The 25,899-nt window shown below is 65.6% G+C and carries 26 protein-coding genes; 20 read left to right on the plus strand and 6 right to left on the minus strand.

What is annotated here, in order from left to right; translation table 11 throughout:
• Window positions 1–115 precede the first annotated feature (115 nt).
• From RB623_RS18600 to RB623_RS18670, 15 genes are all read left to right on the plus strand, one after another.
• On the plus strand, window positions 116–1,123 hold the full coding sequence (locus RB623_RS18600; RefSeq protein WP_308058407.1) for an ABC transporter permease: 1,008 nt from the start codon (window positions 116–118) through the stop codon (window positions 1,121–1,123).
• The gene (locus RB623_RS18605) at window positions 1,116–1,961 is read left to right on the plus strand and encodes an ABC transporter permease (RefSeq protein WP_308058408.1); all 846 of its coding nucleotides are present in this window, start codon (window positions 1,116–1,118) and stop codon (window positions 1,959–1,961) included. The genes RB623_RS18600 and RB623_RS18605 overlap by 8 nt, the downstream gene beginning before the upstream one ends.
• Window positions 1,958–2,836 carry an ABC transporter ATP-binding protein gene (locus tag RB623_RS18610; protein ID WP_308058409.1) on the plus strand — a complete coding sequence of 293 codons (879 nt, stop codon included), beginning with the start codon at window positions 1,958–1,960 and terminating at the stop codon, window positions 2,834–2,836. The genes RB623_RS18605 and RB623_RS18610 overlap by 4 nt, the downstream gene beginning before the upstream one ends.
• A 113-nt stretch (window positions 2,837–2,949) precedes the next feature.
• Window positions 2,950–3,783, plus strand: coding sequence for an ATP-binding cassette domain-containing protein (locus RB623_RS18615; protein WP_308058410.1), 834 nt, complete (start codon window positions 2,950–2,952; stop codon window positions 3,781–3,783).
• 71 nt (window positions 3,784–3,854) lie between these two features.
• Complete coding sequence (locus RB623_RS18620; protein ID WP_374121700.1) at window positions 3,855–4,454, plus strand: VOC family protein; 600 nt, start codon at window positions 3,855–3,857, stop codon at window positions 4,452–4,454.
• A gap of 158 nt (window positions 4,455–4,612) precedes the next feature.
• Window positions 4,613–6,904: a bifunctional salicylyl-CoA 5-hydroxylase/oxidoreductase gene (locus RB623_RS18625; RefSeq protein WP_308058411.1), complete on the plus strand. Its 2,292-nt coding sequence runs from the start codon at window positions 4,613–4,615 to the stop codon at window positions 6,902–6,904.
• Between the two features lie 223 nt (window positions 6,905–7,127).
• Complete coding sequence (locus RB623_RS18630) at window positions 7,128–7,886, plus strand: SDR family NAD(P)-dependent oxidoreductase (protein ID WP_308058412.1); 759 nt, start codon at window positions 7,128–7,130, stop codon at window positions 7,884–7,886.
• Complete coding sequence (locus RB623_RS18635) at window positions 7,880–8,356, plus strand: MarR family transcriptional regulator (protein ID WP_308058413.1); 477 nt, start codon at window positions 7,880–7,882, stop codon at window positions 8,354–8,356. The genes RB623_RS18630 and RB623_RS18635 overlap by 7 nt, the downstream gene beginning before the upstream one ends.
• Window positions 8,357–8,367: 11 nt before the next feature.
• Window positions 8,368–9,171, plus strand: coding sequence for an enoyl-CoA hydratase family protein (locus RB623_RS18640; protein ID WP_308058454.1), 804 nt, complete (start codon window positions 8,368–8,370; stop codon window positions 9,169–9,171).
• A 176-nt stretch (window positions 9,172–9,347) separates the two neighbouring features.
• Window positions 9,348–10,505, plus strand: coding sequence for an acyl-CoA dehydrogenase family protein (locus RB623_RS18645; protein ID WP_308058414.1), 1,158 nt, complete (start codon window positions 9,348–9,350; stop codon window positions 10,503–10,505).
• Between the two features lie 20 nt (window positions 10,506–10,525).
• Window positions 10,526–10,978 carry a cupin domain-containing protein gene (locus RB623_RS18650; RefSeq protein ID WP_308058415.1) on the plus strand — a complete coding sequence of 151 codons (453 nt, stop codon included), beginning with the start codon at window positions 10,526–10,528 and terminating at the stop codon, window positions 10,976–10,978.
• 1 nt (window position 10,979) lies between these two features.
• Entirely contained in the window at window positions 10,980–12,599 is a 1,620-nt protein-coding gene (locus RB623_RS18655; protein ID WP_308058417.1) for an AMP-binding protein, read from the plus strand.
• Between the two features lie 277 nt (window positions 12,600–12,876).
• Entirely contained in the window at window positions 12,877–14,070 is a 1,194-nt protein-coding gene (gene kynU, locus RB623_RS18660) for a kynureninase (RefSeq protein WP_308058418.1), read from the plus strand.
• The gene (kynA, locus tag RB623_RS18665; protein ID WP_308058419.1) at window positions 14,067–14,906 is read left to right on the plus strand and encodes a tryptophan 2,3-dioxygenase; all 840 of its coding nucleotides are present in this window, start codon (window positions 14,067–14,069) and stop codon (window positions 14,904–14,906) included. Before kynU ends, kynA begins: the two co-directional genes overlap by 4 nt.
• 42 nt (window positions 14,907–14,948) lie before the next feature.
• Window positions 14,949–15,344, plus strand: a complete 396-nt coding sequence (locus tag RB623_RS18670; RefSeq protein ID WP_308058420.1) for a RidA family protein — start codon at window positions 14,949–14,951, stop codon at window positions 15,342–15,344.
• A gap of 18 nt (window positions 15,345–15,362) precedes the next feature.
• Here the strand turns inward: RB623_RS18670 and RB623_RS18675 are convergent, their stop codons facing one another.
• From RB623_RS18675 to RB623_RS18695, 5 genes are read right to left on the minus strand one after another with little or no spacing between them, the layout of a single operon-like run.
• The gene (locus RB623_RS18675; RefSeq protein ID WP_308058421.1) at window positions 15,363–16,823 is read right to left on the minus strand and encodes an aldo/keto reductase; all 1,461 of its coding nucleotides are present in this window, start codon (window positions 16,821–16,823) and stop codon (window positions 15,363–15,365) included.
• Entirely contained in the window at window positions 16,807–17,823 is a 1,017-nt protein-coding gene (locus RB623_RS18680; protein WP_308058422.1) for a branched-chain amino acid ABC transporter permease, read from the minus strand. Before RB623_RS18680 ends, RB623_RS18675 begins: the two co-directional genes overlap by 17 nt.
• Window positions 17,820–18,731 (minus strand): branched-chain amino acid ABC transporter permease, encoded by a 912-nt coding sequence (locus RB623_RS18685; protein ID WP_308058424.1) that lies wholly within the window; start codon window positions 18,729–18,731, stop codon window positions 17,820–17,822. The genes RB623_RS18680 and RB623_RS18685 overlap by 4 nt, the downstream gene beginning before the upstream one ends.
• Entirely contained in the window at window positions 18,728–19,471 is a 744-nt protein-coding gene (locus tag RB623_RS18690) for an ABC transporter ATP-binding protein (protein WP_308058425.1), read from the minus strand. The genes RB623_RS18685 and RB623_RS18690 overlap by 4 nt, the downstream gene beginning before the upstream one ends.
• The gene (locus RB623_RS18695) at window positions 19,468–20,265 is read right to left on the minus strand and encodes an ABC transporter ATP-binding protein (protein WP_308058427.1); all 798 of its coding nucleotides are present in this window, start codon (window positions 20,263–20,265) and stop codon (window positions 19,468–19,470) included. The genes RB623_RS18690 and RB623_RS18695 overlap by 4 nt, the downstream gene beginning before the upstream one ends.
• Window positions 20,266–20,519: 254 nt before the next feature.
• Here RB623_RS18695 and RB623_RS18700 point away from each other — a divergent pair, with 254 nt between their 5' ends.
• From RB623_RS18700 to RB623_RS18715, 4 genes are all read left to right on the plus strand, one after another.
• A complete protein-coding gene (locus tag RB623_RS18700) occupies window positions 20,520–21,236 on the plus strand; it encodes a GntR family transcriptional regulator (protein ID WP_308058428.1) in 717 nt (238 codons plus the stop codon).
• A complete protein-coding gene (locus RB623_RS18705; protein ID WP_308058429.1) occupies window positions 21,229–21,576 on the plus strand; it encodes a TIGR04076 family protein in 348 nt (115 codons plus the stop codon). Before RB623_RS18700 ends, RB623_RS18705 begins: the two co-directional genes overlap by 8 nt.
• 10 nt (window positions 21,577–21,586) lie before the next feature.
• Window positions 21,587–22,636, plus strand: a complete 1,050-nt coding sequence (locus RB623_RS18710) for an aldo/keto reductase (RefSeq protein ID WP_308058455.1) — start codon at window positions 21,587–21,589, stop codon at window positions 22,634–22,636.
• An 87-nt stretch (window positions 22,637–22,723) separates the two neighbouring features.
• Window positions 22,724–23,983: an ABC transporter substrate-binding protein gene (locus RB623_RS18715; RefSeq protein ID WP_308058430.1), complete on the plus strand. Its 1,260-nt coding sequence runs from the start codon at window positions 22,724–22,726 to the stop codon at window positions 23,981–23,983.
• 79 nt (window positions 23,984–24,062) lie between these two features.
• Here RB623_RS18715 and RB623_RS18720 read toward each other — a convergent pair whose 3' ends face one another.
• A complete protein-coding gene (locus RB623_RS18720) occupies window positions 24,063–25,181 on the minus strand; it encodes an LLM class flavin-dependent oxidoreductase (RefSeq protein ID WP_308058431.1) in 1,119 nt (372 codons plus the stop codon).
• Between the two features lie 120 nt (window positions 25,182–25,301).
• Here RB623_RS18720 and RB623_RS18725 point away from each other — a divergent pair, with 120 nt between their 5' ends.
• Window positions 25,302–25,898 (plus strand): winged helix DNA-binding protein, encoded by a 597-nt coding sequence (locus RB623_RS18725; RefSeq protein ID WP_308058432.1) that lies wholly within the window; start codon window positions 25,302–25,304, stop codon window positions 25,896–25,898.
• Window position 25,899 lies beyond the last annotated feature (1 nt).

The following is a 25,899-nucleotide window of genomic DNA, read 5'->3' on the forward strand; positions in this document are numbered from 1 at the left end:
ACCATTTTCGCCTCGTCCTGACGAAATTTTGGGACCAGCCTCTGTAGCGCTCAAAACTGGTGTTCACCGTCGTCTGCGACGGCTGGCATTGCCTTGTTCCGATGCACGGACAAACATGATCCTGCAACGCTTCCTAACGCGACTGCTCACCATGGCCGTCACGCTGTTCGGCGTGGCGGTGGTGGTGTTCGTCGTCATCCGCATCGCGCCGGGCGACCCGATCGCCATGATGCTGCCTCCCGGCGCCAGCCAGGCCGACATCGACCGGCTGCGGGCGCTTTACGGGCTGGACAAAAGCATCGTCGAACAATTCTTCATCTGGCTGGCGGGCGTCCTGCACGGCGATTTCGGCACCTCGATCTCACTCAGGCAGGACGTGCTGGGCCTAGTCATGAACCGCCTGCCGGCGACGCTCGAACTGTCGATCGTGGCGCTGCTGATCGCCGTTGCGGTCGGCGGCGTGCTGGCGGTGATCGGAGCGCGCGAGCGCGGCACGGCGGTCGAGGCCGGCATCGACGTCGCCAACGGTGCGGCGCTTTCCATTCCCGACTTCCTTTGGGGGCTGGCCTTCATCCTCGTCTTCGGCGTGCTGTGGCCAGTGTTCGAGATTTCCGGCCGGGTCTCGCCGCGGCTGGAACTACCCTTCGTCACCCAGTTCTACCTGTTCGAAAGCATCTTCCGGCTGCGCTTCGATCTGACGAAGGACCTGCTCAGCCATATGTTCATGCCAGCGCTGGCGCTTGCCCTACCTCTGGCGGCGATCATCGCGCAATTGCTGAAACAGTCGCTGAAGGAACTGCTGTCGCTCGACTATGTCGTGCTGGCGCGGGTGAAGGGGTTTTCCGAGACGCAGGTGATCTTGCGCGAAGCATTGAAAAATGCGGCCCTGCCGACGCTGACGCTGGTCGGCGTGCAGTTCACCTTCCTGATTGGCGGCACCGTCATCGTCGAGCGACTGTTCTCCTACGAGGGGCTCGGCAACATGGCGATCGACGCGGTGATCAACCGCGACCTGCCGCTGATCCAGGGCATCGTGCTGGTGTTCGCGCTGCTGTTCGTGCTGATCAACCTGGCCGTCGACATGCTCTACGCCGTGCTCAATCCGAGGCTGCGTCATGGCTGACGCGCGCACGGCCAAGACCTCGAACGCCCGCATCTGGCTGGCCGGCGGCTGGCTGCTGGTGGCGCTGCTCGCCACCATCTTCGCACCGCTGTTGGCGCCGCAGGACCCGCTGGCGCAGGACCTGCTTTACGAGCGCCTGCCGCCCTTCTGGATGCAGGGCGCGGAGCCGGGTTTCTGGCTGGGCACCGACAGCCTCGGCCGCGACCTGCTCTCGCGCATTATTTACGGCGGGCGGGTGGCCTTCCTCGTCGCCTTCGCGGCGGCGGCCGCTGCCTGCATCGTCGGCTCGGCGCTGGGTCTGGCCGCCGGCTATTTCGGCGGCTGGACCGACCGCGTCGTGTCGCGCATCGTCGACATCTGGATGGCTTTTCCGCCGGTGCTGTTCGCCATCCTGCTGGTCGCAGTGCTCGGCACGGGTTTGAGTTCCGTCATCATCGCAATTGCCGTGATCGACTGGACGCGCTTCTGCCGCGTCGTGCGCGCCGAGGCGATGGGCCAGGCGCGCATGGACTATGTCGAAAGCGCCCGCATCGCCGGCTTCGGCCGCTTCGACATCATGCTGAAGGAAGTGCTGCCCAACGTGCTGCCGGCCATCGTGGCGCTGTTGTCGCTGGAGATGGGCATCGCGGTGATCGTCGAGGCCATCCTGTCCTTCGTCAACCTGTCGATCTCCACCGACGACCCGACCTGGGGCGGCATCATCGCCGAGGGGCGGCTGTCAATCCACCAGGCGTGGTGGGTGCTGGTGTTCCCGCTGGTCACGCTGTTCCTCACGGTACTTTCGTTCAGCCAGTTCGGCGAGGGGCTGAAAGCCAGATTCGATCCGGTGCTGAGATGATCCCCGCCCTCGAAATCTCCGGCCTCAGCGCCACGCTCGCGAACGGTGCGCGCGTGTTGCGCTCCGTATCGCTGACGGTCGAGCCCGGCGAGGTGCGCGCGCTGGTCGGCGAAAGCGGCGCGGGAAAGAGCATGATCGGCAAGGCGGTGCTGGGCGTGCTGCCGCCCAGCGTGCGGATCGCCGAGGGGCGGATCGGGCTGGAAGGCACCGACCTCGGCGATCTTTCGGCCAAGGCGCGGCGCGCGCTGATCGGGGCGAAAACCGCCCTGATCCCGCAGGACCCGCTGACGGCGTTGAACCCGTCGCGCCGCATCGGCCCGCAGACGACGGACCGGCTGACCAAAATCCTCGGCTGGGACGGCACGCGCGCCGATGCCCGCATCCGGCAACTGCTCGACGAGGTGCAGATCCGCGACCCCGAGCGGGTGCTGCGCAGCTATCCGCACGAGCTTTCGGGCGGCATGCGCCAGCGCGTGCTGATCGCCGCCGCCTTCGCCGCCGAGCCCCGGCTGATCGTCGCCGACGAACCGACCACGGCGCTGGACGTGACCGTGCAAAAGCAGATCTTGCGGCTGATCGCCGCCTTGCAGCGCGAGCACGGCACGGCGATCCTGTTCGTCACCCACGACCTCGGCGTGGTCGCCAAGATCAGCCAGAAAGTCACTGTGCTTTATGCCGGCAAGGTGGTCGAGGAGGCCGACACCCCTGCCCTCTTCGCCGATCCAAAACATCCCTACACGCGGGCTCTGATGGCGGCGACGCCGAAATACACCGACCCGTTCGCCTCGCTGAAGCCGGTCGACGAAGCGGTGCTGGCCGGCCTCGCCACCGAGATCGCGGCGGCCGACCGCGACTGGAGGGCGCCGCATGGTTGAGGCGCGGAAATGCGGGGACAGTTTACTCAATTCCCCAGAAATTCGCAGTTCCACCTGGGTCTGGCTCGTGACGGAATTGAGTAAACTGTCCCCGTATTTCCGGAGACCGCGCCATGGCTGACCCCATGTTTTCCGTGCGCGGCCTGAAGGTCGCGCTGCCCGACATGGCGCGAAAACCCGCCTTCGGCAGCGCGCCGAAGATCGAAATCTTGAAGGGACTCGACTTCGACCTGCCGCGCCACCAGGTGACGGGCATCGTCGGCGAATCCGGCTCGGGAAAATCGACGCTCGGCCGCGCGCTGGTGCGCCTGCTGGAACCAAGCGAAGGCGCGGTGACGTTCGACGGGCGCGACATCACGCATTTGCCGGAGGGAGAACTGCGGCCGCTGCGCCGCGACCTGCAGATGATTTTTCAGGACCCGATGTCGTCGCTCAACCCGCGCCGCACCATCGGGGCGATCATCGCCGCGCCGCTCAGGCAGAACGGCATGGCCGGCAATCTCGCCGGGCGCGTGGCGGAGGCACTGCGGCGCGTCGGCCTGCCCGAAAACTTTGCCAAGCGCTACCGCCACGAACTGTCCGGCGGCCAGCGGCAACGCGTCGGCATCGCGCGGGCGCTGGCGCTGGCGCCGAAATTCGTGCTGGCCGACGAGATCGTGTCGGGTCTGGACGTGTCGACCCAGGCGCAGATCCTGACGCTTCTGGAAAAACTCGCCTCCGAGATGGGGCTCACCGTCGCCTTCATCAGCCACGACCTGTCGGTGATCCGGCGCCTGTGCAAGCAGGTCATCGTCATGCGCCACGGGCAAATCGTCGAGGCCGGGCCGACGGACAAGATTTTCGCCGCGCCGCGGGATGCCTATACGCGGGAACTCATCGCCGCGATCCCGCTGCCGGAAATCGATGCCGGTTGGCTGGGCGAGCGCCAGGGCAAGGAGGCCGTCTGACGTTTTCCGAAGCGCCGGGCCAGCGGGCGCCCGGCGCGGCAACACAACCGCCCGCCAATGGGAGACGTGACATGCAGAACTTTATTCGCGGCGCCGTTTTCACACTGGCGCTGGCCACCGGCAGCAGCGCGGCGCTGGCAGATTCCATCCCCGGCATGCGCGGCCACGACCACACCGGCGTGACCGTTCCTGACATCCCACAGGCCGTCGACTTCTTCACCAATGTTATCGGCTGCCAGAAGGCGATGTCGTTCGGGCCGTTCGCCGACGACAAGGGCACCTTCATGAAGGACCTGCTCGGCGTCGATCCGAAGGCCGTCATCGAGGAGATCACGCTGGTGCGTTGCGGTTTCGGCTCGAATGTCGAACTGTTCAAATACACCGCGCCCGACCAGAAGGATCTGCAAGCGAAGAACAGCGACATAGGCGGCTTCCACATCGCCTTCTATGTCGACGACGTGGCCGCCGCAAAAACCTATCTTGAAGGCAAGGGCGTGGCGACGCGCATGGGGCCGCTACCCGTCAACGAAGGCCCTGCCGCCGGCCAGACGATCCTTTACTTCCAGGCGCCCTGGGGCCTGCAGTTCGAAGCGATCAGCTACCCGAACGGCATGGCCTATGAAAAGGACGCCTCGACCGTGCTGTGGAGCCCGAAGGAGCCTGGTAAGTAAACCGGAGCAGCACCCGCCACCCCCTCGCCTTCGCGGCACGGACATGCGTCGCCACCGCGGCGACGCAGACGGGATCGTTCGCAACTTCGAAACTTTAAGCTTGAAATAATTTCGCCTCCCGGCGATACTCGATTCCGAAATCCAGCGGAGGTCGCATCATGAAGGTTGCGGTTCTCGGCGGCGGTCCCGCCGGCCTCTATTTTGCCATATCGATGAAGCTGCGCGACTCGGCGAACGACGTGACCGTCATCGAGCGCAACAAGCCCGACGACACGTTCGGCTGGGGCGTCGTTCTGTCGGCCGAGACGCTGGAGAACCTGACCAAGAACGATCCGGTCAGCGCCGTGTGGATCAGGCGCTACTTCGCCTACTGGGACGACATCGCCGTCATCCACAAGGGCGTGCGCACCGTCTCGACCGGCCACGGTTTCTGCGGCATCGGCCGCAAGCGGCTCTTGACGCTGCTGCAAAGGCGCGCCCGCGAACTCGGCATAAAACTGCAGTTCGAAACCGAGGTGCCGGACCCGAAACCCTATATGGAGACGCACGACCTCGTCGTTGCGGCCGACGGACTGAACTCGCGGTCGCGCGCGGCCTTCGCTGAGGTGTTCAAGCCCGACATCGACGTGCGCAAATGCAAGTTCGTGTGGCTCGGCACAAACCAGAAATTCGACGACGCCTTCACCTTCATCTTCGAGCAGACCGAACACGGCTGGGTGTGGGCGCACGCCTACCAGTTCGACCCCGACACCGCGACCTTCATCGTCGAATGCAGCCAAGAGACGTGGGACGCCTTCGGCTTCGGCGCGATGACGCAGCAGGAATCGATCGCGACCTGCGAGAAGATCTTCGAAAAACATCTCGGCGGCCATCCGCTGATGACCAACGCCAACCACATACGCGGTTCGGCCTGGATCAATTTCCCGCGCGTGCTGTGCGAACGCTGGTCGCACAAGAACCTGGCGCTGATGGGCGACGCGGCTGCATCAGCGCATTTTTCGATCGGCTCGGGCACGAAACTCGCGCTGGAAAGCGCCGTGGCGCTGGCCGACTACGTGCATTCCGAGCCGAACCTTCCGGCCGCCTTCGAGAAATACGAGAGCGCGCGGCGCACGGAGGTGCTGAAGCTGCAATCGGCGGCGCGCAATTCGCTCGAATGGTTCGAGGAGGTCGAGCGCTACCTGCATCTCGACCCGGTGCAGTTCAACTACTCGCTGCTGACGCGCTCGCAGCGCATCAGCCACGAAAATCTCAGGCTGCGCGACCCCGCCTGGCTGGGCGACGCCGAAGCTTGGTTCCAGCGGCAGTCCGGCAGCATCGGCAATCTGCATCGCGCGCCGATGTTCGCGCCGTTCCGGTTGCGCGAGTTGAAACTGAAGAACCGCGTCGTCGTCTCGCCGATGGCGCAGTACAAGGCCGTCGACGGCTGCCCGACCGACTGGCATTTTTCGCATTATGCCGAGCGCGCCAAGGGTGGCGCCGGGCTGATCTATATCGAGATGACCTGCGTCAGCCCCGAAGGCCGCATCACGCCGGGCTGCACCGGCTTTTATGCGCCGGAGCACGAGACGGCGTGGAAGCGGCTGGTCGATTTCGTGCACCATGAGACCGAAGCAAAGATCTGCGCGCAGGTCGGGCATTCCGGCCCGAAGGGCTCGACCCAGCTCGGCTGGGAGGAAAGCGACGCGCCGCTTGCTACCGGCAACTGGCCGGTGATGGCGGCGTCCGACGTGCCGTGGTCGCCGCGCAACCAGGCGCCGAAGCCGATGACCCGCGCCGACATGGACCTGGTGCGCGACCAGTTCGTGACTTCGGCGGAAATGGCGGCGCGCTGCGGCTTCGACATGCTGGAGATCCACGCCGCCCACGGCTACCTGCTCTCCTCCTTCATCACGCCGCTGACCAACCGGCGCAGCGACGACTATGGCGGATCGCTCGAAAACCGCATGCGTTATCCGCTGGAGGTTTTTCATGCCGTGCGCGCCGTCTGGCCGGCGGAAAAGCCGATCTCGGTGCGCATTTCCGCCAACGACTGGGTGGGCGGCGACGGCGTGACGCCGGCCGAGGCGGTCGAGATCGCGCGTATGCTCCAGTCGGCCGGTGTCGACATCTGTGACGTGTCGGCCGGGCAGACCTCGATCCGGGCGCGGCCGGTCTACGGCCGCATGTTCCAGACGCCGTTCTCCGACCGCATCCGCAACGAGACCGGCATGGCGACCATGGCGGTCGGCAATATTTTCGAGCCGGACCATGTCAACTCGATCCTGATGGCGGGGCGTGCCGACCTCGTCTGCCTGGCCCGCCCGCACCTCGCCGACCCGTACTGGACGCTGCATGCCGCCGTCAGCCTGAATGACCGCGACGTAAAATGGCCCGATCCTTACCTGCCCGGCCGCGATCAGATCTATCGGCTGGCCGAGCGCACCGCGACGATGGGGCTCAAGGTATGAGTGGCGCGGCGGCGATTTCACCCCAGTTGAGGGGGAGATGGCCCGTAGGGCCAGAGGGGGTCAAAGCAGTAGTGCGCAGCGCTTCTTCTTCCAGCGTTGAGTCTGAAGGTTGGAGCGCGGCCGCTTGGACCCCACCCGGCCGCTACGCGGCCGTCCTTCGGACCCCCTCAAGGGGGAGGGAACGCTGGCCGCTTGGGCGGCGCCAACCATCGAGGCCGCACCCATGACCCCCTTACGCCACGCGCTGGTGACAGGCGGCGGGTCCGGCGTCGGCCGAGCGATCGCGCTGGCACTGGCGGATGACGGTATCGACGTGACGATCTGCGGCCGCCGCGAGGCGCAGCTTGCGGCGGTGAAGGCGGAGAGCGACCGGATCCACGGGATCGTCGCCGACGTCACCGACGAGGAGTCCGTCGCGGCGCTCTACGAAAAGTCGGAAACGGCGCGCGGGCCATTCGACATCGTCGTCGCCAATGCAGGCATGGCAGGCAGCGCGCCGGCGCACAAGGTTTCGCTGGTCGACTGGCAGCAGACGCTGGCCGTCAACCTCACCGGCGCGTTTCTGACAGTCAAGCCGGCGCTCGCCGGCATGGCGAAACGCAAGCAGGGCCGGATAATCTTTGTCGCCTCCACCGCCGGGCTGAAAGGCTACGCCTATGTCGCGCCCTATGTGGCGGCCAAACACGGCGTGGTCGGGCTCATGCGGGCGCTGGCGGCGGAAAACGCCAGGACCGGCGTGACCGTCAACGCAGTCTGCCCCGGCTTCGTCGAGACCGACATGCTGGATGAATCCGTGCAAAGGATCGTCGAAAAGACCGGCCGCAGCGAGGAGGAAGCACGAAAATCGCTGGCAGCGACCAATCCGCAGAACCGCTTCATCCAGCCGGACGAGGTGGCTGCGGCGGTGCTGTGGCTGTGCTCGGATGCCGCGCGCTCGATCACCGGTCAGGCGATCTCGGTTTCGGGAGGCGAGACATGGTGAGCGCCCCGCTTTCCGCGCCGGACATCTCGAAGGACAGCAAGGAGCGGCTGCGGCTGTGGATCCGGCTCTTGCGCGCCTCGCGCACCATCGAGGCCGAACTGCGCGAGCGGCTGAAGAAGGATTTCGACACCACCCTGCCCCGCTTCGATGTGATGGCGGCGCTCTACCGCGCGCCGGAAGGCATGCTGATGAGCGACCTGTCGCGCTTCCTCCTGGTCTCTAACGGCAATGTCACCGGCATCATCGACCGGCTGGTCTCGGAAGGGCTGGTGACGCGGGCGCGGCGCAACGGCGACCGCCGCACATCGATGGTGCGGCTGACCGAGAGCGGTATCGCCGCCTTCCGCGACATGGCGGCGGCGCATGAAGGCTGGATCGGCGAGTTGCTGGGCGGCGTCAGCGAGGAAGAGACGCGGCGGCTGGCGGGCATGCTGAAGGCGTTCCGCAGCAACTGGGAGGGACGGGAATGAAGGGCATCCAGATGGCCGGGCTCAAGCCGAGCCATTTCCTGTGGCAGGTGGACGGCAGGATCGCGCGCGTGCGGCTCGACCGGCCGGAGCGCAAGAACCCGCTGACCTTTGAATCCTACGCCGAGTTGCGCGACACGTTCCGCGATCTCGTTTATGCCGACGATGTCGATGCCATCGTGTTCCTGCCGAATGGCGGCAATCTCTGCTCGGGCGGCGATGTGCACGAGATCATCGGGCCGCTGGTCGACATGGACATGAAGCAGCTTCTCGCCTTCACCCGGATGACCGGCGACCTGGTCAAGGCGATGCTGAACTGCGGCAAGCCGATCATAACAGCCGTGGACGGCGTGGCGGTCGGCGCCGGGGCGATCATCACCATGGCCTCCGACATCCGCATCGCCACGCCGGAGGCCAAGACCGCCTTCCTGTTCACCCGCGTGGGACTGGCCGGCTGCGACATGGGCGCCTGCGCGATCCTGCCGCGCATCATCGGCCAGGGCCGCGCCGCCGAACTGCTTTACACCGGTCGCACCATGAGCGCGGCGGAAGGCGAGCGCTGGGGTTTTTACAACCGGCTGGTGGCGGCCGACGCGCTGGAGGCCGACGCGCTGGAAATGGCGGCGCGCATCGTCTCCGGCCCAACCTTTGCCCACGGCATCACCAAGACGCAGCTCAACCACGAATGGTCCATGGGGCTCGACCAGGCGATCGAGGCCGAAGCGCAGGCGCAGGCGATCTGCATGCAGACGCGGGACTTCGAGCGGGCGTATCGCGCGTTCGTGGCGAAAGAGAAGCCGGTGTTTCGGGGGGATTGAGATGACGGGCGCGACATTTCCCTCCCCCTTGAGGGGAGGGTGGCCGCGAAGCGGCCGGGTGGGGTCGCTGAGGCCAAACTCCAACGTATCTTTGAGTTGCGGACTTCCGCGGCGACCCCTCCCGCCTCGCTTCGCTCGGCACCCTCCCCTCAAGGGGGAGGGAGAAGGGAGCACTCATGCCTGATCGCTCCTTCCTCAACTGGCCATTCTTCGAGGACGGGCACCGCGACCTCGCGGAGCACCTTGATGCGTGGTGCGCAAAAAACCTGCCGGTTGACCATCACGATGTCGACGCCGCCTGCCGCGACCTGGTGAAAATGCTCGGGCGCGACGGCTGGTTGAAGCCGACCGCGCTCGACACCGAAAATTCCGCGCCACTCGACGTGCGCACGCTGTGCATCACGCGCGAGACGCTGGCCAGGCATGACGGGCTGGCGGACTTCGCCTTTGCCATGCAGGGGCTCGGCACCGGCGCGATCAGCCTGTTCGGGTCGGACGAGCACAAGAAATGGCTGGCCAAGACGCGCGCCGGCGAGGCGATCTCGGCCTTCGCCCTGTCGGAACCACGCTCCGGCTCGGACGTCGCCAACATGGACATGACTGCCACGCGCGATGGCGGCGACTATGTTCTCAACGGCGAAAAGACCTGGATCTCCAATGGCGGCATCGCCGACCTTTATGTCTTCTTCGCCCGCACCGGCGAGGCGCCGGGCGCGAAAGGCATTTCCTGCTTCCTCGTGCCCGCCGACACCAAGGGGATGGAGATCGCCGAGCGGCTGGAGGTCATCGCGCCTCATCCGCTGGCACGTCTTGCCTTCGACGGTGCGCGCGTGCCGGCCTCGGCGATGATCGGAAAACCCGGCGACGGTTTTCGGATCGCCATGTCGGTGCTCGACGTGTTCCGCTCGACGGTGGGCGCGGCCGCCCTCGGCTTCGCGCGGCGGGCGTTGGACGAGAGCATTTCGCGGGCGAGCCAGCGAAAACTGTTCGGCGCGCCGCTCGCCGAGTTGCAGATGGTGCAGGGCCACATCGCCGACATGGCGCTCGACGTCGATGCGGCGGCCCTTCTGGTCTATCGCGCCGCCTGGACGAAAGACATGGGCGCAGCGCGCGTCACCCGCGAGGCGGCGATGGCGAAACTCTTCGCCACCGATAAGGCGCAGGAGGTGATCGACAGGGCCGTTCAACTGCATGGCGGCGACGGCGTGCGGCGTGGCCACATCGTCGAAAGCCTCTACCGCGAAATCCGGGCGTTGCGCATCTATGAAGGCGCATCGGACGTACAGAAGGTGGTGATCGCGCGGCAGGTGCTCTCGGAATTCAGACAATCATAACAGGGGAAAGGACTGCGAAAATGGCGAAGGAACTTGCAAAAGGCATCACCGCGAACGGCTCCGGCTTTGATGGCGTGAAGTGGAACATTCTCGGCCAGACCTATTTTCCGAAGGCGGTCTGCGAATCGACATTCGCCTTCGAGACCAACAGCGCGCCAGGCCAGTTCGTGCCGGTCCACATCCATCCTGACCAGGAGGAATTCATCCTCGTGCAGGAGGGCCAGCTCGAACTGAAGCTCGACGGCGTGTGGTCGACAGCGAAGGCCGGCGATCTGGTGCGCATGCCGCGCGGCATCCCGCATGGCTATTTCAACAAATCCAACAAACCGTGCCGCGCTTTGTTCTGGGTGTCGCCGGCCGGCAAGTTGAAGGAACTGTTCGACGAACTTCACGACAAGACTGACATTCCGACGATCATAAAACTGTCGGCCGAGCACGATGTCGATTTCCTGCCGGAAGAAGCGAACGCGTAAAATGCTCGGTCCCTCCGCTCACACGGACACCTTTGCGCGCGACAACCTGCCGCCGCCGCAGGAGTCGCCGGATTTCCTGCTCGACGGTTTCGACTATCCCGAATACTTGAATGCCGCCGTCGAACTGACCGACCGCATGGTCGAAAAGGGGTTCGGCGACCATACCGCGCTGATCGGCAACGGGCGGCGGCGGACTTACAAGGAACTGTCGGACTGGACCAACCGGCTGGCGCATGCGTTGACCGAAAACTACGGCGTCAAGCCAGGCAACCGCGTGCTGATCCGCTCGGCCAACAACCCGGCCATGGTGGCCTGCTGGCTGGCCGCCACCAAGGCCGGCGCCGTGGTGGTCAACACCATGCCGATGCTGCGCGCCGGCGAACTCACGCAGATCGTCGACAAGGCCGAGATCGGGCTCGCGCTGTGTGACACGCGCATCAAGGACGAGATGGTCGCCTGTGCCAAGGACAGCCGTTTCCTCAAGGCAGTGATCGGTTTCGACGGCACGGCCAACCACGATGCCGAACTCGACCGTATCGCGCTGGACAAATCGGTGCGCTTCAAGGCGGTGCGGACCGGGCGCGACGATGTCGCGCTGCTCGGCTTCACCTCCGGCACGACCGGCGTGCCGAAGGCCACCATGCATTTCCACCGCGATCTGCTGATCATCGCCGACGGTTATGCGAAGGAAGTGCTGGAGGTGACGCCCGACGACGTGTTCGTCGGCTCGCCGCCTCTGGCCTTCACCTTCGGGCTTGGGGGTCTCGCGATCTTCCCGCTGCGCTTCGGCGCGGCGGCGACGCTCTTGGAAAACGCCTCGCCGCCCAACATGGTCGAGATCATCGAAAAGTACCGCGCGACAGTGAGTTTCACCGCGCCGACCGCCTATCGCGCCATGCTCGCCGCCATGGAACAGGGCGCCGACCTGTCGTCGCTGCGCGTTGCGGTCTCGGCCGGCGAGACGCTGCCCGCGCCGGTGTTCGAGGACTGGACGAAAAAGACCGGCAAGCCGATCCTCGATGGCATCGGCGCCACCGAGATGCTGCATATCTTCATCTCCAACCGGTTCTCCGACGCCGCGCCCGCCTGCACCGGCAAGCCGGTGACCGGCTACGAGGCAAAAATCGTCGACGAGGAGATGAACGAACTGCCGCGTGGTGAGGTCGGGCGTCTTGCGGTGCGCGGCCCGACCGGCTGCCGCTACATGGCCGACGAGCGCCAGCGCAAATACGTGCGCGATGGCTGGAACCTCACCGGCGATTCCTTCGTGCAGGACGAGGCCGGCTTCTTCCACTTCGCCGCGCGGTCCGACGACATGATCATCTCGTCGGGCTACAACATCGCCGGGCCGGAGGTGGAGGCAGCACTTCTCGCCCATGTCCATGTCAGGGAATGCGCGGTGATCGGCGTCGCCGATGCCGACCGCGGCCAGATCGTCGAGGCGCATGTCGTGCTGGCGGAGGGGGTTTCCGGCGACGATCTCATGCGCAAGATTCTTCAGGATCATGTGAAGGCGACGATCGCGCCGTACAAATATCCGCGCTCGGTGAAGTTTATCGAGGCCCTGCCGAAGACGCAGACCGGAAAGATCCAGCGGTTCAGGTTGAGGGAGGGGAAATGACTATGCCCGCGTCCTTCACGATGGCTACTGCCCTCGCATTTGGAACAGTGGAGGCAGTTACAAGAAGCGCAATGTCGGCGGGACAGCGCCCCCCTCTGTCCTGCCGGACATCTCCCCCGCTTGGGGGGAGATTGGCCGACCGCTTGGGCTTCGCCAATCGCCGACGTTGCAGGAAAAGCGGCGGCGCTGAAGCTGCTAATCTCCCCCCTTGCGGGGGAGATGTCCGGCAGGACAGAGGGGGGCGCTGTCCCGCCAGCCTGTCCGGAAGCGTGCAGTCATGACCGACTTCGCCAAAACCCGGGCGCTGTTCCACGTCCCCGAAGGCATCGTCTATATGGACGGCAATTCGCTCGGACCGCTGCCGATCGCAGCGAAAGAGCGTGTCGCGAAAATGCTGACGGACGAATGGGGCGAGCAGCTCATTCGTGGCTGGAACAGTGCAGGATGGTACGTGCAGCCGCGCAGGGTCGGGGACCGCGTCGGAAAACTGATCGGCGCGCCAGAAAACACCGTCGTCATGGGCGACACGCTGTCGATCAAGGTTTACCAGGCGCTGGCCTCTGCGCTCGATCTCAACCCCAAGCGCAAGGCGGTGCTTTCCGACAGCGGGAATTTCCCTTCCGACCTCTATATGGCGCAGGGCCTGCTCGGCTCGCTCGGCAAGGACCATGTGCTGAAAGTTGTCGAGCCGGAAGAGGTCGAACAGGCGATCGACGAGAGCGTCGCCGTGCTGATGCTGACCGAGGTCGACTATCGCACAGGGCGGCTGCACGACATGAAGGCGCTGACTCAAAAGGCGCATGCGGTGGGCGTCATCACCATCTGGGATCTCGCCCATTCGGTGGGCGCCCTGCCCGTCGACCTGACCGCAGCGCAAGCCGACTTCGCCGTCGGCTGTACCTACAAATACCTGAACGGCGGGCCGGGCGCGCCGGCCTTCATCTATGTCGCGCCGAAACATGCGGAGACCGCCCGCCCTGCCCTGTCCGGCTGGATGGGCCATGCCGCGCCGTTCGCGTTTGACCTCGACTACGCGCCGGCGCCCGGCATCGAGCGCATGCGCTGCGGCACGCCGCCGGTGATCGCGCTGACGGCGCTGGACGCCGCGCTCGACGCCTGGGAGGGCGTGTCGATGCAGGAGGTGCGGAAAAAATCGATCGAGCTGATCGACCTGTTCATCGCCGAGGTGGAGGCGCGCTGCCCCGACCTCGTGCTCGCCTCGCCGCGCGACGGGCAAAAACGCGGCAGCCAGGTGTCGTTCCGCCATGCAAAGGGCTACGCCATCATGCAGGCGCTGATCGCGCGCGGCGTCATCGGCGATTTCCGCGCGCCGGACGCCATCCGCTTCGGTGTCACGCCGCTCTATCTGGCGCGCGACGATGTGGTGCAAGCCGCCGAAACTCTCGAGGACATCATGACGAACCGGCTGTGGGACCGGCCGGACTATCTTCGCAAGGCGGCGGTAACGTGAGCGGCAAGCCATACGATCCGGCGCGCGAGGGCGCGGAGATGTCGTTCAAGGACCGCATGTCCTACGCGGACTATCTGCGCCTCGACCGCGTTCTGGATGCGCAGGAGCCACTGTCCAAGGCGCATGACGAGCTGCTGTTCATCATCCAGCACCAGACCTCCGAACTGTGGATGAAGCTCGCCATCCACGAGATCCGCTCGGCGATCCGGGCAATCCACGACGACGAGTTGCAGTCGGCCTTCAAGATGCTGACGCGCGTCGCCCGCATCTTCGAGCAGTTGAACAGCGCCTGGGACGTGCTGCGCACCATGACGCCCAGCGAATACACGGAATTTCGCGGTTCGCTCGGCCAGTCCTCCGGCTTCCAGTCGTGGCAGTACCGGGCGATCGAGTTTCTGGCGGGAAACCGCAACCTCGCCATGCTCGGCCCGCACGCGCATCGCGAGGAGCTTGTCGCGGCGCTGGAAGACATCTTGGCCGGGCCCAGCCTCTACGACGAGGCGCTGCTGCTGCTCGCCCGCAACGGCTTCGACATCGGCGACGATGGGCGACGCACGGAGTGGCGCGAGACGCGCGCCGAGAACGACAAGGTGCTGGCGGCCTGGAAGGCGGTCTATGCCGCGCCGCAGGAACATTGGCTGCTCTACGAACTGGCGGAAAAGCTGGTCGACTTCGAGGATTACTTCCGCCGCTGGCGGTTCAACCACGTGACCACGGTCGAACGCATCATCGGCCTGAAGCGCGGCACCGGCGGCACAGCAGGCGTGTCCTATCTGCGCCGGATGCTGGACGTCGTGCTGTTTCCGGAACTGTGGAAGGTTCGGACCGAACTATAAGCCGTTGTGGCCAAGAAGAATTTTGAACGTCTAGGAGACGAAATGCACACGATCCTTCAGCCGGAAGGTTGGGCCAAGCCCATCGGCTACGCCAACGGCGTCGCAGCTCGCGGGCGGCAGGTGTTCGTCGCCGGCCAGGTCGGCTGGAACGGCCAATGCCAGTGGGAGACCGACGATTTCGCCGGACAGGTGCGACAGACGCTTCAGAATGTCGTCGCGGTGCTTTCCGAGGCGGGCGCCGGGCCGGAACACATCACCTCGATGACCTGGTATTTCACCGATAAGACCGAATATCTGGCCAATCTCAAGGGCATAGGCCAGGCCTACCGAGAAATCATCGGCCGCAATTTCCCGGCGATGGCCGCCATGCAGGTGGTGGCGCTGGTCGAGGACCGCGCGAAAATCGAGATTCAGGCGATCGCAGTCGTTCCGGAGTGAAGTCGGGTCACTAACACCTTAGTCGACCACTGCTTCCGCCTCGATCTCGACCTCGTAATCGCCGATCAGGGCTCCGGTTTCGATCAAGGTATTGGCCGGCTTGATGTCGCCGAACACGCAGCCATGGGCGCGCGACACAGGCTCCCATTGGGCGGCGTCGCGCAAATAGATGCGGGTGCGAACGACATCCTCCAGCGAGCCACCGAGTGCCGAAATGGAAGCGGCGATCTTGTCGAGGATGTAGGTGGTCTGAGCGCCGGCGTCGCCGGGCGCGATGCAGCGGTCGGCGGCATGCGTGGCCGTGGTGCCCGACACGCAAATGGTGTCCTTGACCCGCACGGCGCGGCTGTAGCCGGCGATCGGTTCCCAGACGCTGCCCGACGAGACCTGGCTGCGGCCCGGCCGGCCGGGCACCGGCTCCGCGGTATAGATCGACGGGATGGTATCGAGGTGATGGCTCAAATCGCCGGAGGCGGTGAGATAGGGCGGCCTGCGGTATTCGTCGCCGCAGTCGCCGGGAATGGGTTTGGTAGCGGCGAAAGCGGCGTCCAGGGCAGCACGATCCTCGGCGTTCAGCGAGAATCCAAAAACCTTCAGATTGTCGGCACGGTGCTCGCTCTCGCCGAGACGCGCGCCAACGATCGCGGCGGCAACGGCATTGTGGTCCAGTACCCAGCGAGTGGCAACGTTGGAGACCGACACGCCATGTTTTCGCCCGATTGCGGCGGCGGCGCGCAGAATGCCCTGGAAAGCTTCCCAGCCGCCGGCCGTGTCGATGAAGCGCTTGTATTTGGAGCGGCTCCAGTCAGTGATTGCGGTGGGCTCCGGCCGGCCGAGCCATCTGTCGGCGAGGAAGCCGCCGCACAGAGTGCCGTAAGCGAGCAGTTTCACCCCCCTCGCCCGGCAGAGGTCCGACAGGGCGCCGGCGGCGCGGCGGTCGACCAGCGAGAAAGACACCTGATTGGTGGCGATCGGCACGCCGTCGGCCAGCGCCAGCGCCAGATGCGCGGCGTCGAAATTGGTGACGCCGATCGCGCCGATCAGCCCTTCCTCCTTTAGCCGCGCCATCTCGTGCAGGGCATCGAGCCAGGCGGGATGCTCAAAGGTCCACCAGTGGAACTGAAGCAGGTCGACCTTGTCGACGCCAAGCCGGTCGAGGCGTTCCCGCACGCCCTTGCGGACGATGTCGGCCGTCATAGAACCGGGCTCCGGGCACCATTTCGTTAAGGCAACGGGCCGTGGGTCGTGCTGGTAGCGGGCGAGCAGCCGCCCCGTGATCAGTTCGGCACTGCCATAATGATCGGCCATGTCGAACGTGTCGAAGCCGGTACGGGCATAGGCGTCGAGCGCGTCGGCGCCCTGCTCCGGGTCGAGCAGCGTGCCGTCCTTTTCGAGGTCGGCGACCTGCCACAGGCCGCAGACAAGGCGGCTGATCGACAGGATTTCATCAAGCGCGATGCGGTCAGGGATTGCCGGCACGGGACGTCTCCTTGTCGGTTGGTTGCGGCCCGGCGCGGCGCAATTGCGACAACCGGCCGAGATGACGCGAGACGACGCGCTCCTCGCCCAGAATGCCGCGCGGGCGCAGCAGCAGGATGGCGCAGAGGGCGACGCCGATCATGACGATCTGCAAGGCGGCGGCGCGCGCCTGCTCACCCGGCGGGAACAGTGCGGCGAACGCGCCGGCAGATCCGGCCCATATGCCCCAGACGAGCACCGCGCCGAGGATGGCGCCGCGATTGTTGCCGGAACCGCCGACGATCAGCATGGCCCAGACCTGGAAGGTCAGCATCGGCACATAATTGTCCGGCGCGATGAAGCCGATGAAATGCGCCTGTGCAGCGCCTGCCAGCCCCATGATACCGCCACCGATGGCAAAGGCCTGGAGACGGAATTTCGTAGCGTTCTTGCCCAGCGCGCGGGCCGCCGCCTCGTCCTCGCGGATGGCGCGGAGCACGCGGCCCCACGGGCTACGCACGAGGCGTTCGAGCGCGAGGTAGAGCGCTACGACGACAGCGGCGAGCAGCGCCAGGTTGGCGAGGGAGAAGGCGAGCGGATTGCCGGCCAGGTCGGCGAATGGACGGGGAATGAAGCCGATACCGAACGGCCCGCCGGTAACCGGCTCGAGGTTGAGGGCGACGAGTTGCACGGCGACGGCGACGCCGAAAGTGGCGATGGCGAGATAGTCGGCGCGCAGGCGGATGGTCAGCGCTCCGATAAGGAAGGAGACCAGCCCGGCGGCGAGCGCCGCACCCAGCCAGCCAACGGCGATCGGCATGCCGAAGCCGCCGAAACGCTCCGGCGTGTCCGGCGTGGTCAGCAACGCCGATACATAGGCGCCGATAGCCACGAAGCCGGCGACGCCGACATTGAACAGGCCGGTCTGGCCCCATTGCACGTTCAGCCCCAGGCACATGATGGCGTAGGTCAGCGCCATGGTCAGGAAGAAGGCCGCGTAGGCGACCAGTTCAACGCTCATTCCGGCCTCCCGAAAATGCCTTGCGGGCGGATGAGCAGGACAAGAACGAGGATGACGAAGGCGATGGCGGCTCGCCATTCGGCGCCGATCAGTTGCACGGCAAAGGCCTCGGAAAGGCCGACGATCAGCCCGGCGAGCATGGCGCCGGGAACGCTGCCGATGCCGCCGAGGATAGCGGCGGCGAAGAGCGGCAGCAGCAGGTCGAGACCCATCTGCGGCCGCACCTGCACCAGCAGGCCGGCGCTTATGCCGGCGACGGCGGCGAGCCCCGCGCCGAGCAGCCAGACCACGCGGACCACCTTGCGCACCTCGATGCCGACGACGCCCGCCAGCGCCGGGTTTTCGCTGACGGCGCGCATCGAACGACCGATCGCGGTGCGGGTCAAAAGCAGGTGGATGGCGACCACCAGCACGGCCGCGACGGCCAGGGACAGAAGCTGGTCGGGCGTCGCGCGAATACCGCCGCCGAGCGGCAGGGCGATCTGCAGCGCCTGTGTGTAATAGGCCGGCTTCGACGTGAAGATGAATTCGAGCAGGCTGCGCAGCGTCAGCGCCGCGCCGAAACTCGCCATGACCATGATGATGACGGTGCTACGCTGACTCCGCAGCCGGCCGAACAGCAGCGCGTCGACGACCAGCGCAAGGCCGCCGGTGAGCGCCACGGCCGCGAGCAGGCCGATCGGCAGCGCCCAACCGAACGAGAACGGGCCGATCGGCGCCAGGAAACCGCCGGAAACCGCGCCGAGAACGCCGGCGACGGCAAGCGCGAAATAGGCGCCCCAGGCGATGAGCTCGCCATGTGCGAAATTGGCGAAGCGCAGGATCGAATAGGTCAGCGTCACGCCGACAGCCCCAAGTCCGATCATCGAGCCGGTGATGAGCCCATCCATGAGCGCCTGCGGGTTCACGACGCCCTCCGCTCGTGGCGCACGCCGAGATAGAGTTCGGCGACGATCGGGTCGTCGGCCAGCGTCGCAGCCGGACCCTCGTGGCGCACGAGGCCTTCGACCAGGATGACGGCGCGGTCGGCGATGGCGAGCGCCGCCTTCACGTTCTGCTCGACCAGGATGATGGTGACGCCGGCCTGGTTGATCGATTTGAGCCGGGAAAACACTTCGCCGACGATTTTCGGCGACAGGCCGGCCGAGGGCTCGTCGAGGATCAGCACTGCGGGCTCGACGATCAGGGCGCGAGCAACAGCCAGCATCTGGCGCTGGCCACCGGAAAGCTGCCCCGCCCGCAGCGACGGCCGCGCCGCGAGGTCAGGGAACATTTTATAGAGGTCGGCGATGCGTCGCGCCTGCCGCTCCCTCGGCAGGATGTCGGCAGCCAGCCGCAGATTGTCCTCGATGGTCAGCGTCGCGAAGATGTTTTCGGTCTGCGGCACGAAAGCCAAGCCATGCCGGATTTTTTCATGTGCGGGAACGTCGGTGATGTCCGCGCCGCCCAGCAGCGCCGTTCCGGAGTGGATGGGAACAAGGCCGGCGATGGCCTTGACGAAAGTCGACTTGCCCGCGCCGTTGGGGCCGAGGACGACGACCAGTTCACCCTTGCGGACGGAGAAATCGACGCCACGCACGATCGGCAGGTCGCGCTCGTAGCCGGCGACGAGGTTTTGTGTAGCAAGCGCCGGCTGAGACGTACTCATGCCGCCACTCCGCCGAGATAGGCATCGACCACGGCCGGATCGCGCGACACGTCGGCCGGTGCACCCTCGGTGAGATAGCGGCCGGCGGCCATGACGACGACGCGCCCGCACAGCCGCGACACCATCTCCATATTGTGCTCGATCAGCAGGATCGATTTTCCCCGGGCGTTGAGGTCGAGCACGCGGTCGATGATAAGTTCGAGCAGCGTCGGGTTAACGCCCGCCGCCGGCTCGTCGAGCAGAATCGCCTGCGGGTCGGCCATCAGGATGCGCGCCAGTTCGAGCAGTTTTCGCTGGCCGCCGGAAAGCACCCGCGCCGGCTCGCCCTCTAGATGCGACAGAGTGACGAAGTCCAGCAGCGACCGCGCTTTCTCGACAGCCGCCCTCTCCTCCGCCGCCACGCGGCCGGGCCGCAAGAAATTCATCCAGATGCTCTCGCCGGCCTGGTGTTGGCCACCGGCCAGCACGTTTTCCAGCACCGTCATCTCTGCGAAAGGTTTTGGGATCTGGAAGGTGCGGCCAACGCCGCGCTCTATGCGCCGCTCCGGGCCGCGCCGCGACAGATCCTCGCCGGCAACGACGATCGTACCGGCGGTCGGTTTCAGGCTGCCGGCCAGCAGGTTGAACAAAGTCGTCTTGCCGGCGCCGTTGGGGCCGATCAACCCCAGCATCTCGCCTCGTGCCAATGAGATCGACATGCCGTCGACAGCCCGCAGCCCGCCGAACTGTTTCACCAGCCCGCGCGCCTCGATGAGGGGGGACGTCGGACCGTGTTGCGCTCCTGCCTTTGGCATGTGGGTGGCCGCGAATTTTTGATAGATGATGTTTGATCAAACTTTACAGCGAAGAACATTGCAACTAGAAAATTGAGGATTGTCGGCTCACGGCTCTGACGGCGGCGACCAATGTCCGATCGGCGAAATGCAGTCCGCGAATTTTATGACGAGCGCTGGCTGCTTGCGGCATCGGGTGCGGTTGCGACGCATAGGATCAGCACACAGCGCTTCGGCGCCAACTTTCAAGACAAATGCGCCACGGGTCATTCCACATGAGCCGGCGCGGCGCGCTTTCTCCGGTGGGGCGTGAGACGCTGCACGACCGCGTCTATTCGGAACTGCGCCGCTCGCTGATCCACGGCATGTTCGACGCCGGCGACATGCTGCGCATCCAGGACCTCGCGGAAACCTTGCAGACCAGCACCATGCCGGTGCGCGAGGCCCTGGGGCGGCTGGTTTCTGAACAGGCGCTGGAGGCGCTGCCCAACCGCACCGTGCGCGTGCCGCTGATCACCCGCGAGCGGCTCGATGACCTCGCCCGCGCCCGCCGGCTGATCGAGGGCCAAGTCACGGCGCTGGCGCTGCCCCGGCTGACGGCCGACGATTTTTCCCGCCTGCGCCACTTGACCGAGGATTGCGAGGAGGCCTTCCGCAAGGTGGACGAGGACAAGGCGCATCACACGTCGGAACTCAACCACGATTTCCATTTCTACATCTATCGCGCCGCCGGATCGCCGGTGCTGATCCCGATCGTCGAAAGCCTGTGGCTGCAATCCGGTCCCTATGTGCGCGCCGCCGCGCAGATCCACGACGAGCACCGCGACATCTCTGCCACGCACTACCACTGGGCGCTGATCGAGGCGCTGGAGCGAGGCGACGAGGCGGGTTCGGTCGCGGCCCTCACCGACGACATCACCCGCTCGTTCAACCTCGTGCGCAGCCGCCTCGATGCCGACGACACGAAAGAGAGGAGCGTGGCCTATGGCTGAGCGCGACGATTCCTTCGACCTGTTCGACCTGCGCGTCGAGGTGGTGGCCGACGAGGGCGCGAAGATCTATTGCGGCGCCAAGGTCGGCGATCATTTCGAACTGCGCGGCGAGATGCTGCACCTGCCCCCCGGCCAGGGCATCTCGATCTATTCGCTGTCGTCCGTGCTCCCGCTTCTCGCCGCCAAGCAGCGGCCCACGCACAAAAACGACTGGATGACCACGGACGCCGAGATCGCCTGCCCCGACCCGCATTGCGGATCGCGGCTCAGGATCACGCGGCTCGGGCTGCGCCGCTTCAGCCATGCCGAGACCACGGCGGTGCCGCTCGATGACGAATGAGGCGACGACCATGCAGCGCATAAAACTCGCGCCGGACTATGAGATCTCTCGGGTCATCCGCGGCGGCTGGCAGATGGCGTCAGGCCACGGCGCGGTGCGCAGCGACGATCCCGTCGCCGACCTGATCGCCTTCGCCGACGCCGGCATAACCACCTTCGACTGCGCCGACATCTATACCGGCGTCGAGGACCTGATCGGCCGTTTCCGTCTCCGCTACCGCGACCTGCGCGGGCAGGAGGCGCTGGACCACATCAAGGTGCACACCAAATTCGTGCCCGACCTCGAAATCCTGCCGCGCATAAGCAAAAGCCAGGTGGAAAGCCTGATCGACCAGTCGCTGCGGCGGCTAAAGATGGAACGGCTCGATCTCGTGCAGTTCCACTGGTGGGATTATGCGGCGGACCGCTGGCTGGAAACGTCGGTCTGGCTGGAGGAACTACGGCGGGCCGGCAAGATCCACAAGGTCAGCGCCACCAATTTCGACACCGGCCGCATGCTGCAAATGATCGAGGCCGGCGTGCCGCTGACCTCCATGCAGGTGCAGTATTCCCTGCTCGACAACCGCCCGGCAAAACGCAAGGTCGCTGCCGCGATCGAGCATGGCGTCTCGCTGCTCTGCTACGGAACGGTGGCGGGGGGCTTCCTCGGCGACCGCTGGCTGGGCGTGGCCGAGCCTGATGATGCGCTGGAGAACCGGTCGCTGGTCAAATACAAATTGATTATCGACGACATCGGCGGCTGGGATCTTTTCCAGGCGCTGCTGAGAACCCTGCGTGGCATCGCCGACCGGCATGGCGTCGACATCGCCACGGTCGCAAGTGCGGCGATGCTATCCCGTCCGGCTGTGGCGGGCGTCATCGTCGGGGCGCGCACCCGCGACCATCTCGATGCCAATCTCGCCATTTCCGACGTCGCGCTGACTGAGCAAGACAATGCGGGGATCACCGCTGTGCTGGCGGGCGCAAAGGAACTGGAGCATGACGTCTACACGCTGGAGCGCGACCGACACGGCCGCCACGGCTCGATCATGAAATACAATCTGAACAAGGGGGCCGCCTGACGCCCGCGCCAGGCGACCCGGACTGACTTTTATCTGCAAATGAACCAACGGCCGCCGGGAGTCGGTCAAACCAGAAGGGGAACTGACATGAAAAAACTACTGCTTGCCACCACGCTGCTGACCGCCATGGGCGCCCTGCCCGCCATGGCCGCCGATTGCGACATCACCGTCGGCGTCGTCATGGAACTGACCGGCCCGGCCGGCGCCTACGGCCAGGCCGGGGCGAAATCGGTCGAGATGGCGTTCCGCGATTTCAACGAGGCGGGCGGCGTCGGCGGCTGCAAGCTCGTGACCGACACGCGCGACAGCCAGAGCCAGGGCAACGTCGCCGTCGACCAGGCGACGCAGCTCGTCAACATCAAGAAGGTGCCGGTGGTCATCGGCGGCATCATCTCGTCGGTGTCGATCCCGATCCTGACCTCGGTGACGGCGCCTGCCGGCGTCGTGCAGGTGTCGCCCGCCTCGTCCTCGCCGACGCTGACCCAGCTTGCCCGCGACGGCAAGACCAACGGCGTGTTCTTCCGCACCATCACGTCCGACGCGCTGCAGGGCACGGCGGCGGCGAAATACGCCATCGACCAGGGGCTGAAGAAGATCGCCATCATCCACGTCAACAATGATTTCGGCGTCAACATGATGAAGGAGTTTTCGGCCGCCTACACAAAACTCGGCGGCACGATCACCTCGACCACGCCCTACAACGAGAAGCAGGCGAGCTATTCGTCGGAGGCCAGTGCCGCCATGGCCGGCGAGCCCGAGGCGCTCTACCTCGTCAGCTATCCGGTCGACGGCGCAACCATCGCGCGCGCCTGGATCTCCGGCGGCGGGCCGGCAAAATTCCTGCTCAATGACGGCATGAATTCTTCCGAGTTCATCGACGCGGTCGGGGCTCAATATCTCAACGACGCCTTCGGCACCTCGTCGGGCACCGCCAAGACCGCCTCCACCGACTATTTCTACGGCGGCTACGAGGCCTTCTCGGGCGGTATCAAGCCGGACGCGCCGGCGGCCGACCGCTCCTATGACGCCGGCGCGATCGTGGCGCTCGCCATCGCCAAGGCCGGCAAGGGCGACGCGGCGGCGATCAAGGCGGCGATCCCGGAAGTCACGGCTGCCGGCGGCGAGCCGATCCATGCCGGCAAGGACGAGTTCGCCAAAGCGCTGGCGCTGATCAAGGAAGGCAAGCCGATCAAATACGAAGGCGTCATCGGCCCGGTAACCTTCGACCAGTATGGCGACATCACCGGACCGTTCCGCCTGTGGCGGATCAAGGACGGCCAGGTGACCACCGTCGGCGAGATGAGTGCCGAGGAGGTCGATAAGGTCAAGGGCGAACTGGCGAAGTAGGCCTCGGCGCGGCGAAGGCCGGCGCTGTGTGCGGCGCCGGTCTCTTTGCGGATCGGAAGCTGCCCCTGACCGTGTAGCCTCAGGCAGCCGCCGCAGCTTGAGGCCGAGCAATGCGGATGCCACGCTGTTCGAGCAGCGGCAGCACATGATCGCGGAAATACGGGAACTCCTCGACATAATCGACGAACGACAGCGTCGTTCCCTTGAACCCGGCCTGATGCAGCGAGGCGATGCCGTCGGCGACCTGCTCGGGCGTTCCGGTCAGCGGGAAGCCCCCGTGGCCGGCCGCCATGCGGTCGCGGATCAGCGCAAGCAGATCGTGCGGGAAGGACTGCGCATGGGCGAATTGCAGGCGGACCAGATTGTCGACCGCCTCCCAGTCGGCATTGGTCTGGCCGAAATGCTGGAGGTAGTCCTTCGCCTCCTTCTCGGTCGGGCGGCAGACGACATGGCAGAAGGTCAGCACGTCGATGTCGCGCCCGGCCTCCCTGCCCTGATGTTTCAGCGCGGCGGTCTCGTCCTTCGAGCGCGACAGGTCGATCGCCGGCGTGAACAGGAAGTCGGCGTTACGCACCGCGAATTTGCGGCCCTGCTCGGAACCGGCGGCGTTGAGGATCGGCAGCGGCGTGGACGGGCGCGGGTCGCCCAGCACGTTCTTCAGCGTGAAGAACTTTCCGTCCCAGTCGAAGGCTTCCTCACGGCTCCACAGCGCCTTGACGATGTCGAACCACTCCTGCGCGTAGCCGTAGCGGGTCTCGTGGTCGTCGGGCAGCGTCAGGCCGAGCGCCTCGTATTCCGGCTTGTTCCAGCCGGCGACGATGTTGAGGCCGATGCGGCCGCCGCTGATCTGGTCGATGGTGGCAAGCTGTTTTGCCACCACCACCGGGTGGTTGGCGGCGGTATGCGTCGTGGCGAAAACGGTGATGTCCTGCGTATGCGCCAGCAAGCCGGCGGCCCAGGTGATGGTCTCCAGCACATTGCCGTGGAAATTGGTCTCGCCGCCGTAGCCGATCCATCGGGCGATCGGCAGCATGAAATCGATGCCGGCCGCATCGAGCAGCTTTGCCAACTTCAGATTGTTGTCCCACGAGCTTTTCCAGCGCTCCGGAAGCTTGGTCACCGTCATGCCGCCAGAGCAGTTGGACGCAAAAGTGCCGAGCAGGAACTGGTCACGGTCGAACATGCGGTTGCGCGTCATCGCATTCTCCTCCATCGATGAACCCATTTTAGATTTAATTTTATGATAGAAAGTCTATTTGATTTTCAATGTGGACGCAAGGTCAGGGCTGAGGCATCTTCCGCCCGGAGGAGATTGTTGATGACGCGCCGCACCCCGTCCGCCGAGCAGCCGAAGAAGATGCTGGACCGGTCCTGGCATCTTGCCCGCACCCCGCAGGAGATGGACGTGGCGGAACTCGAATACGCGCTGATCCGCTGCTTCGAGGCGTTCGGCCACTGGCAGGCGGAGTGCCTGGCCTCGGTCGCCGACTTTTCCGCCAGCGGCCCGGAGAACGCGCTGCTGCACATGATCCGCATGAACGACCGGCCGAAAAGCGTGCGCGACCTCGCCCACATGGCCAACCGCCAGGACATACCCAACATCCAGTACAGCCTGCGCAAGCTGATCAAGGGCGGGCTGGTGGTGCGCAGCGGCAGCGGCCGCTCCGGCGTCACCTACGACACGACTGAGCGCGGGCGCGACGTCTGCGACCGCTACGCCGACGTGCGCGCCGACCTTTTGATCGACCCGGTGACGCGCTTGCCGGACCTCGCGGAGCGCCTGCGGGACGCGGCGCGGGCGCTGGACCTGATGACCGGCATCTACGAACATGCGGCGCGCGGCGCTGCCACCCACCGGCACAGGCCAGGAGGCGCCCCGCAGGCGCCCGTCAAGATTTCACAGGGGAGGATATGAC

The organism is Mesorhizobium sp. LHD-90, assembly GCF_030929505.1.
Classification (GTDB): Bacteria; Pseudomonadota; Alphaproteobacteria; order Rhizobiales; family Rhizobiaceae; genus Kumtagia.

What these genes read in the sequence shown, in the direction of transcription:
- RB623_RS18670 (WP_308058420.1), top strand. Translation starts at nt 14,949, where the DNA reads ATGCACACGATCCTTCAGCCGGAAGGTTGGGCCAAGCCCATCGGCTAC.
- RB623_RS18680 (WP_308058422.1), bottom strand. Translation starts at nt 17,823, where the DNA reads ATGAGCGTTGAACTGGTCGCCTACGCGGCCTTCTTCCTGACCATGGCG.
- RB623_RS18645 (WP_308058414.1), top strand. Translation starts at nt 9,348, where the DNA reads ATGCCTGATCGCTCCTTCCTCAACTGGCCATTCTTCGAGGACGGGCAC.
- RB623_RS18625 (WP_308058411.1), top strand. Translation starts at nt 4,613, where the DNA reads ATGAAGGTTGCGGTTCTCGGCGGCGGTCCCGCCGGCCTCTATTTTGCC.
- RB623_RS18695 (WP_308058427.1), bottom strand. Translation starts at nt 20,265, where the DNA reads ATGCCAAAGGCAGGAGCGCAACACGGTCCGACGTCCCCCCTCATCGAG.
- RB623_RS18705 (WP_308058429.1), top strand. Translation starts at nt 21,229, where the DNA reads ATGGCTGAGCGCGACGATTCCTTCGACCTGTTCGACCTGCGCGTCGAG.
- RB623_RS18605 (WP_308058408.1), top strand. Translation starts at nt 1,116, where the DNA reads ATGGCTGACGCGCGCACGGCCAAGACCTCGAACGCCCGCATCTGGCTG.
- RB623_RS18620 (WP_374121700.1), top strand. Translation starts at nt 3,855, where the DNA reads ATGCAGAACTTTATTCGCGGCGCCGTTTTCACACTGGCGCTGGCCACC.
- RB623_RS18710 (WP_308058455.1), top strand. Translation starts at nt 21,587, where the DNA reads ATGCAGCGCATAAAACTCGCGCCGGACTATGAGATCTCTCGGGTCATC.
- RB623_RS18615 (WP_308058410.1), top strand. Translation starts at nt 2,950, where the DNA reads ATGGCTGACCCCATGTTTTCCGTGCGCGGCCTGAAGGTCGCGCTGCCC.
- RB623_RS18690 (WP_308058425.1), bottom strand. Translation starts at nt 19,471, where the DNA reads ATGAGTACGTCTCAGCCGGCGCTTGCTACACAAAACCTCGTCGCCGGC.
- RB623_RS18635 (WP_308058413.1), top strand. Translation starts at nt 7,880, where the DNA reads ATGGTGAGCGCCCCGCTTTCCGCGCCGGACATCTCGAAGGACAGCAAG.
- RB623_RS18610 (WP_308058409.1), top strand. Translation starts at nt 1,958, where the DNA reads ATGATCCCCGCCCTCGAAATCTCCGGCCTCAGCGCCACGCTCGCGAAC.
- RB623_RS18640 (WP_308058454.1), top strand. Translation starts at nt 8,368, where the DNA reads ATGGCCGGGCTCAAGCCGAGCCATTTCCTGTGGCAGGTGGACGGCAGG.
- RB623_RS18725 (WP_308058432.1), top strand. Translation starts at nt 25,302, where the DNA reads ATGACGCGCCGCACCCCGTCCGCCGAGCAGCCGAAGAAGATGCTGGAC.
- RB623_RS18700 (WP_308058428.1), top strand. Translation starts at nt 20,520, where the DNA reads ATGAGCCGGCGCGGCGCGCTTTCTCCGGTGGGGCGTGAGACGCTGCAC.
- RB623_RS18715 (WP_308058430.1), top strand. Translation starts at nt 22,724, where the DNA reads ATGAAAAAACTACTGCTTGCCACCACGCTGCTGACCGCCATGGGCGCC.
- RB623_RS18655 (WP_308058417.1), top strand. Translation starts at nt 10,980, where the DNA reads ATGCTCGGTCCCTCCGCTCACACGGACACCTTTGCGCGCGACAACCTG.
- RB623_RS18650 (WP_308058415.1), top strand. Translation starts at nt 10,526, where the DNA reads ATGGCGAAGGAACTTGCAAAAGGCATCACCGCGAACGGCTCCGGCTTT.
- RB623_RS18720 (WP_308058431.1), bottom strand. Translation starts at nt 25,181, where the DNA reads ATGACGCGCAACCGCATGTTCGACCGTGACCAGTTCCTGCTCGGCACT.
- kynU (WP_308058418.1), top strand. Translation starts at nt 12,877, where the DNA reads ATGACCGACTTCGCCAAAACCCGGGCGCTGTTCCACGTCCCCGAAGGC.
- RB623_RS18630 (WP_308058412.1), top strand. Translation starts at nt 7,128, where the DNA reads ATGACCCCCTTACGCCACGCGCTGGTGACAGGCGGCGGGTCCGGCGTC.
- RB623_RS18600 (WP_308058407.1), top strand. Translation starts at nt 116, where the DNA reads ATGATCCTGCAACGCTTCCTAACGCGACTGCTCACCATGGCCGTCACG.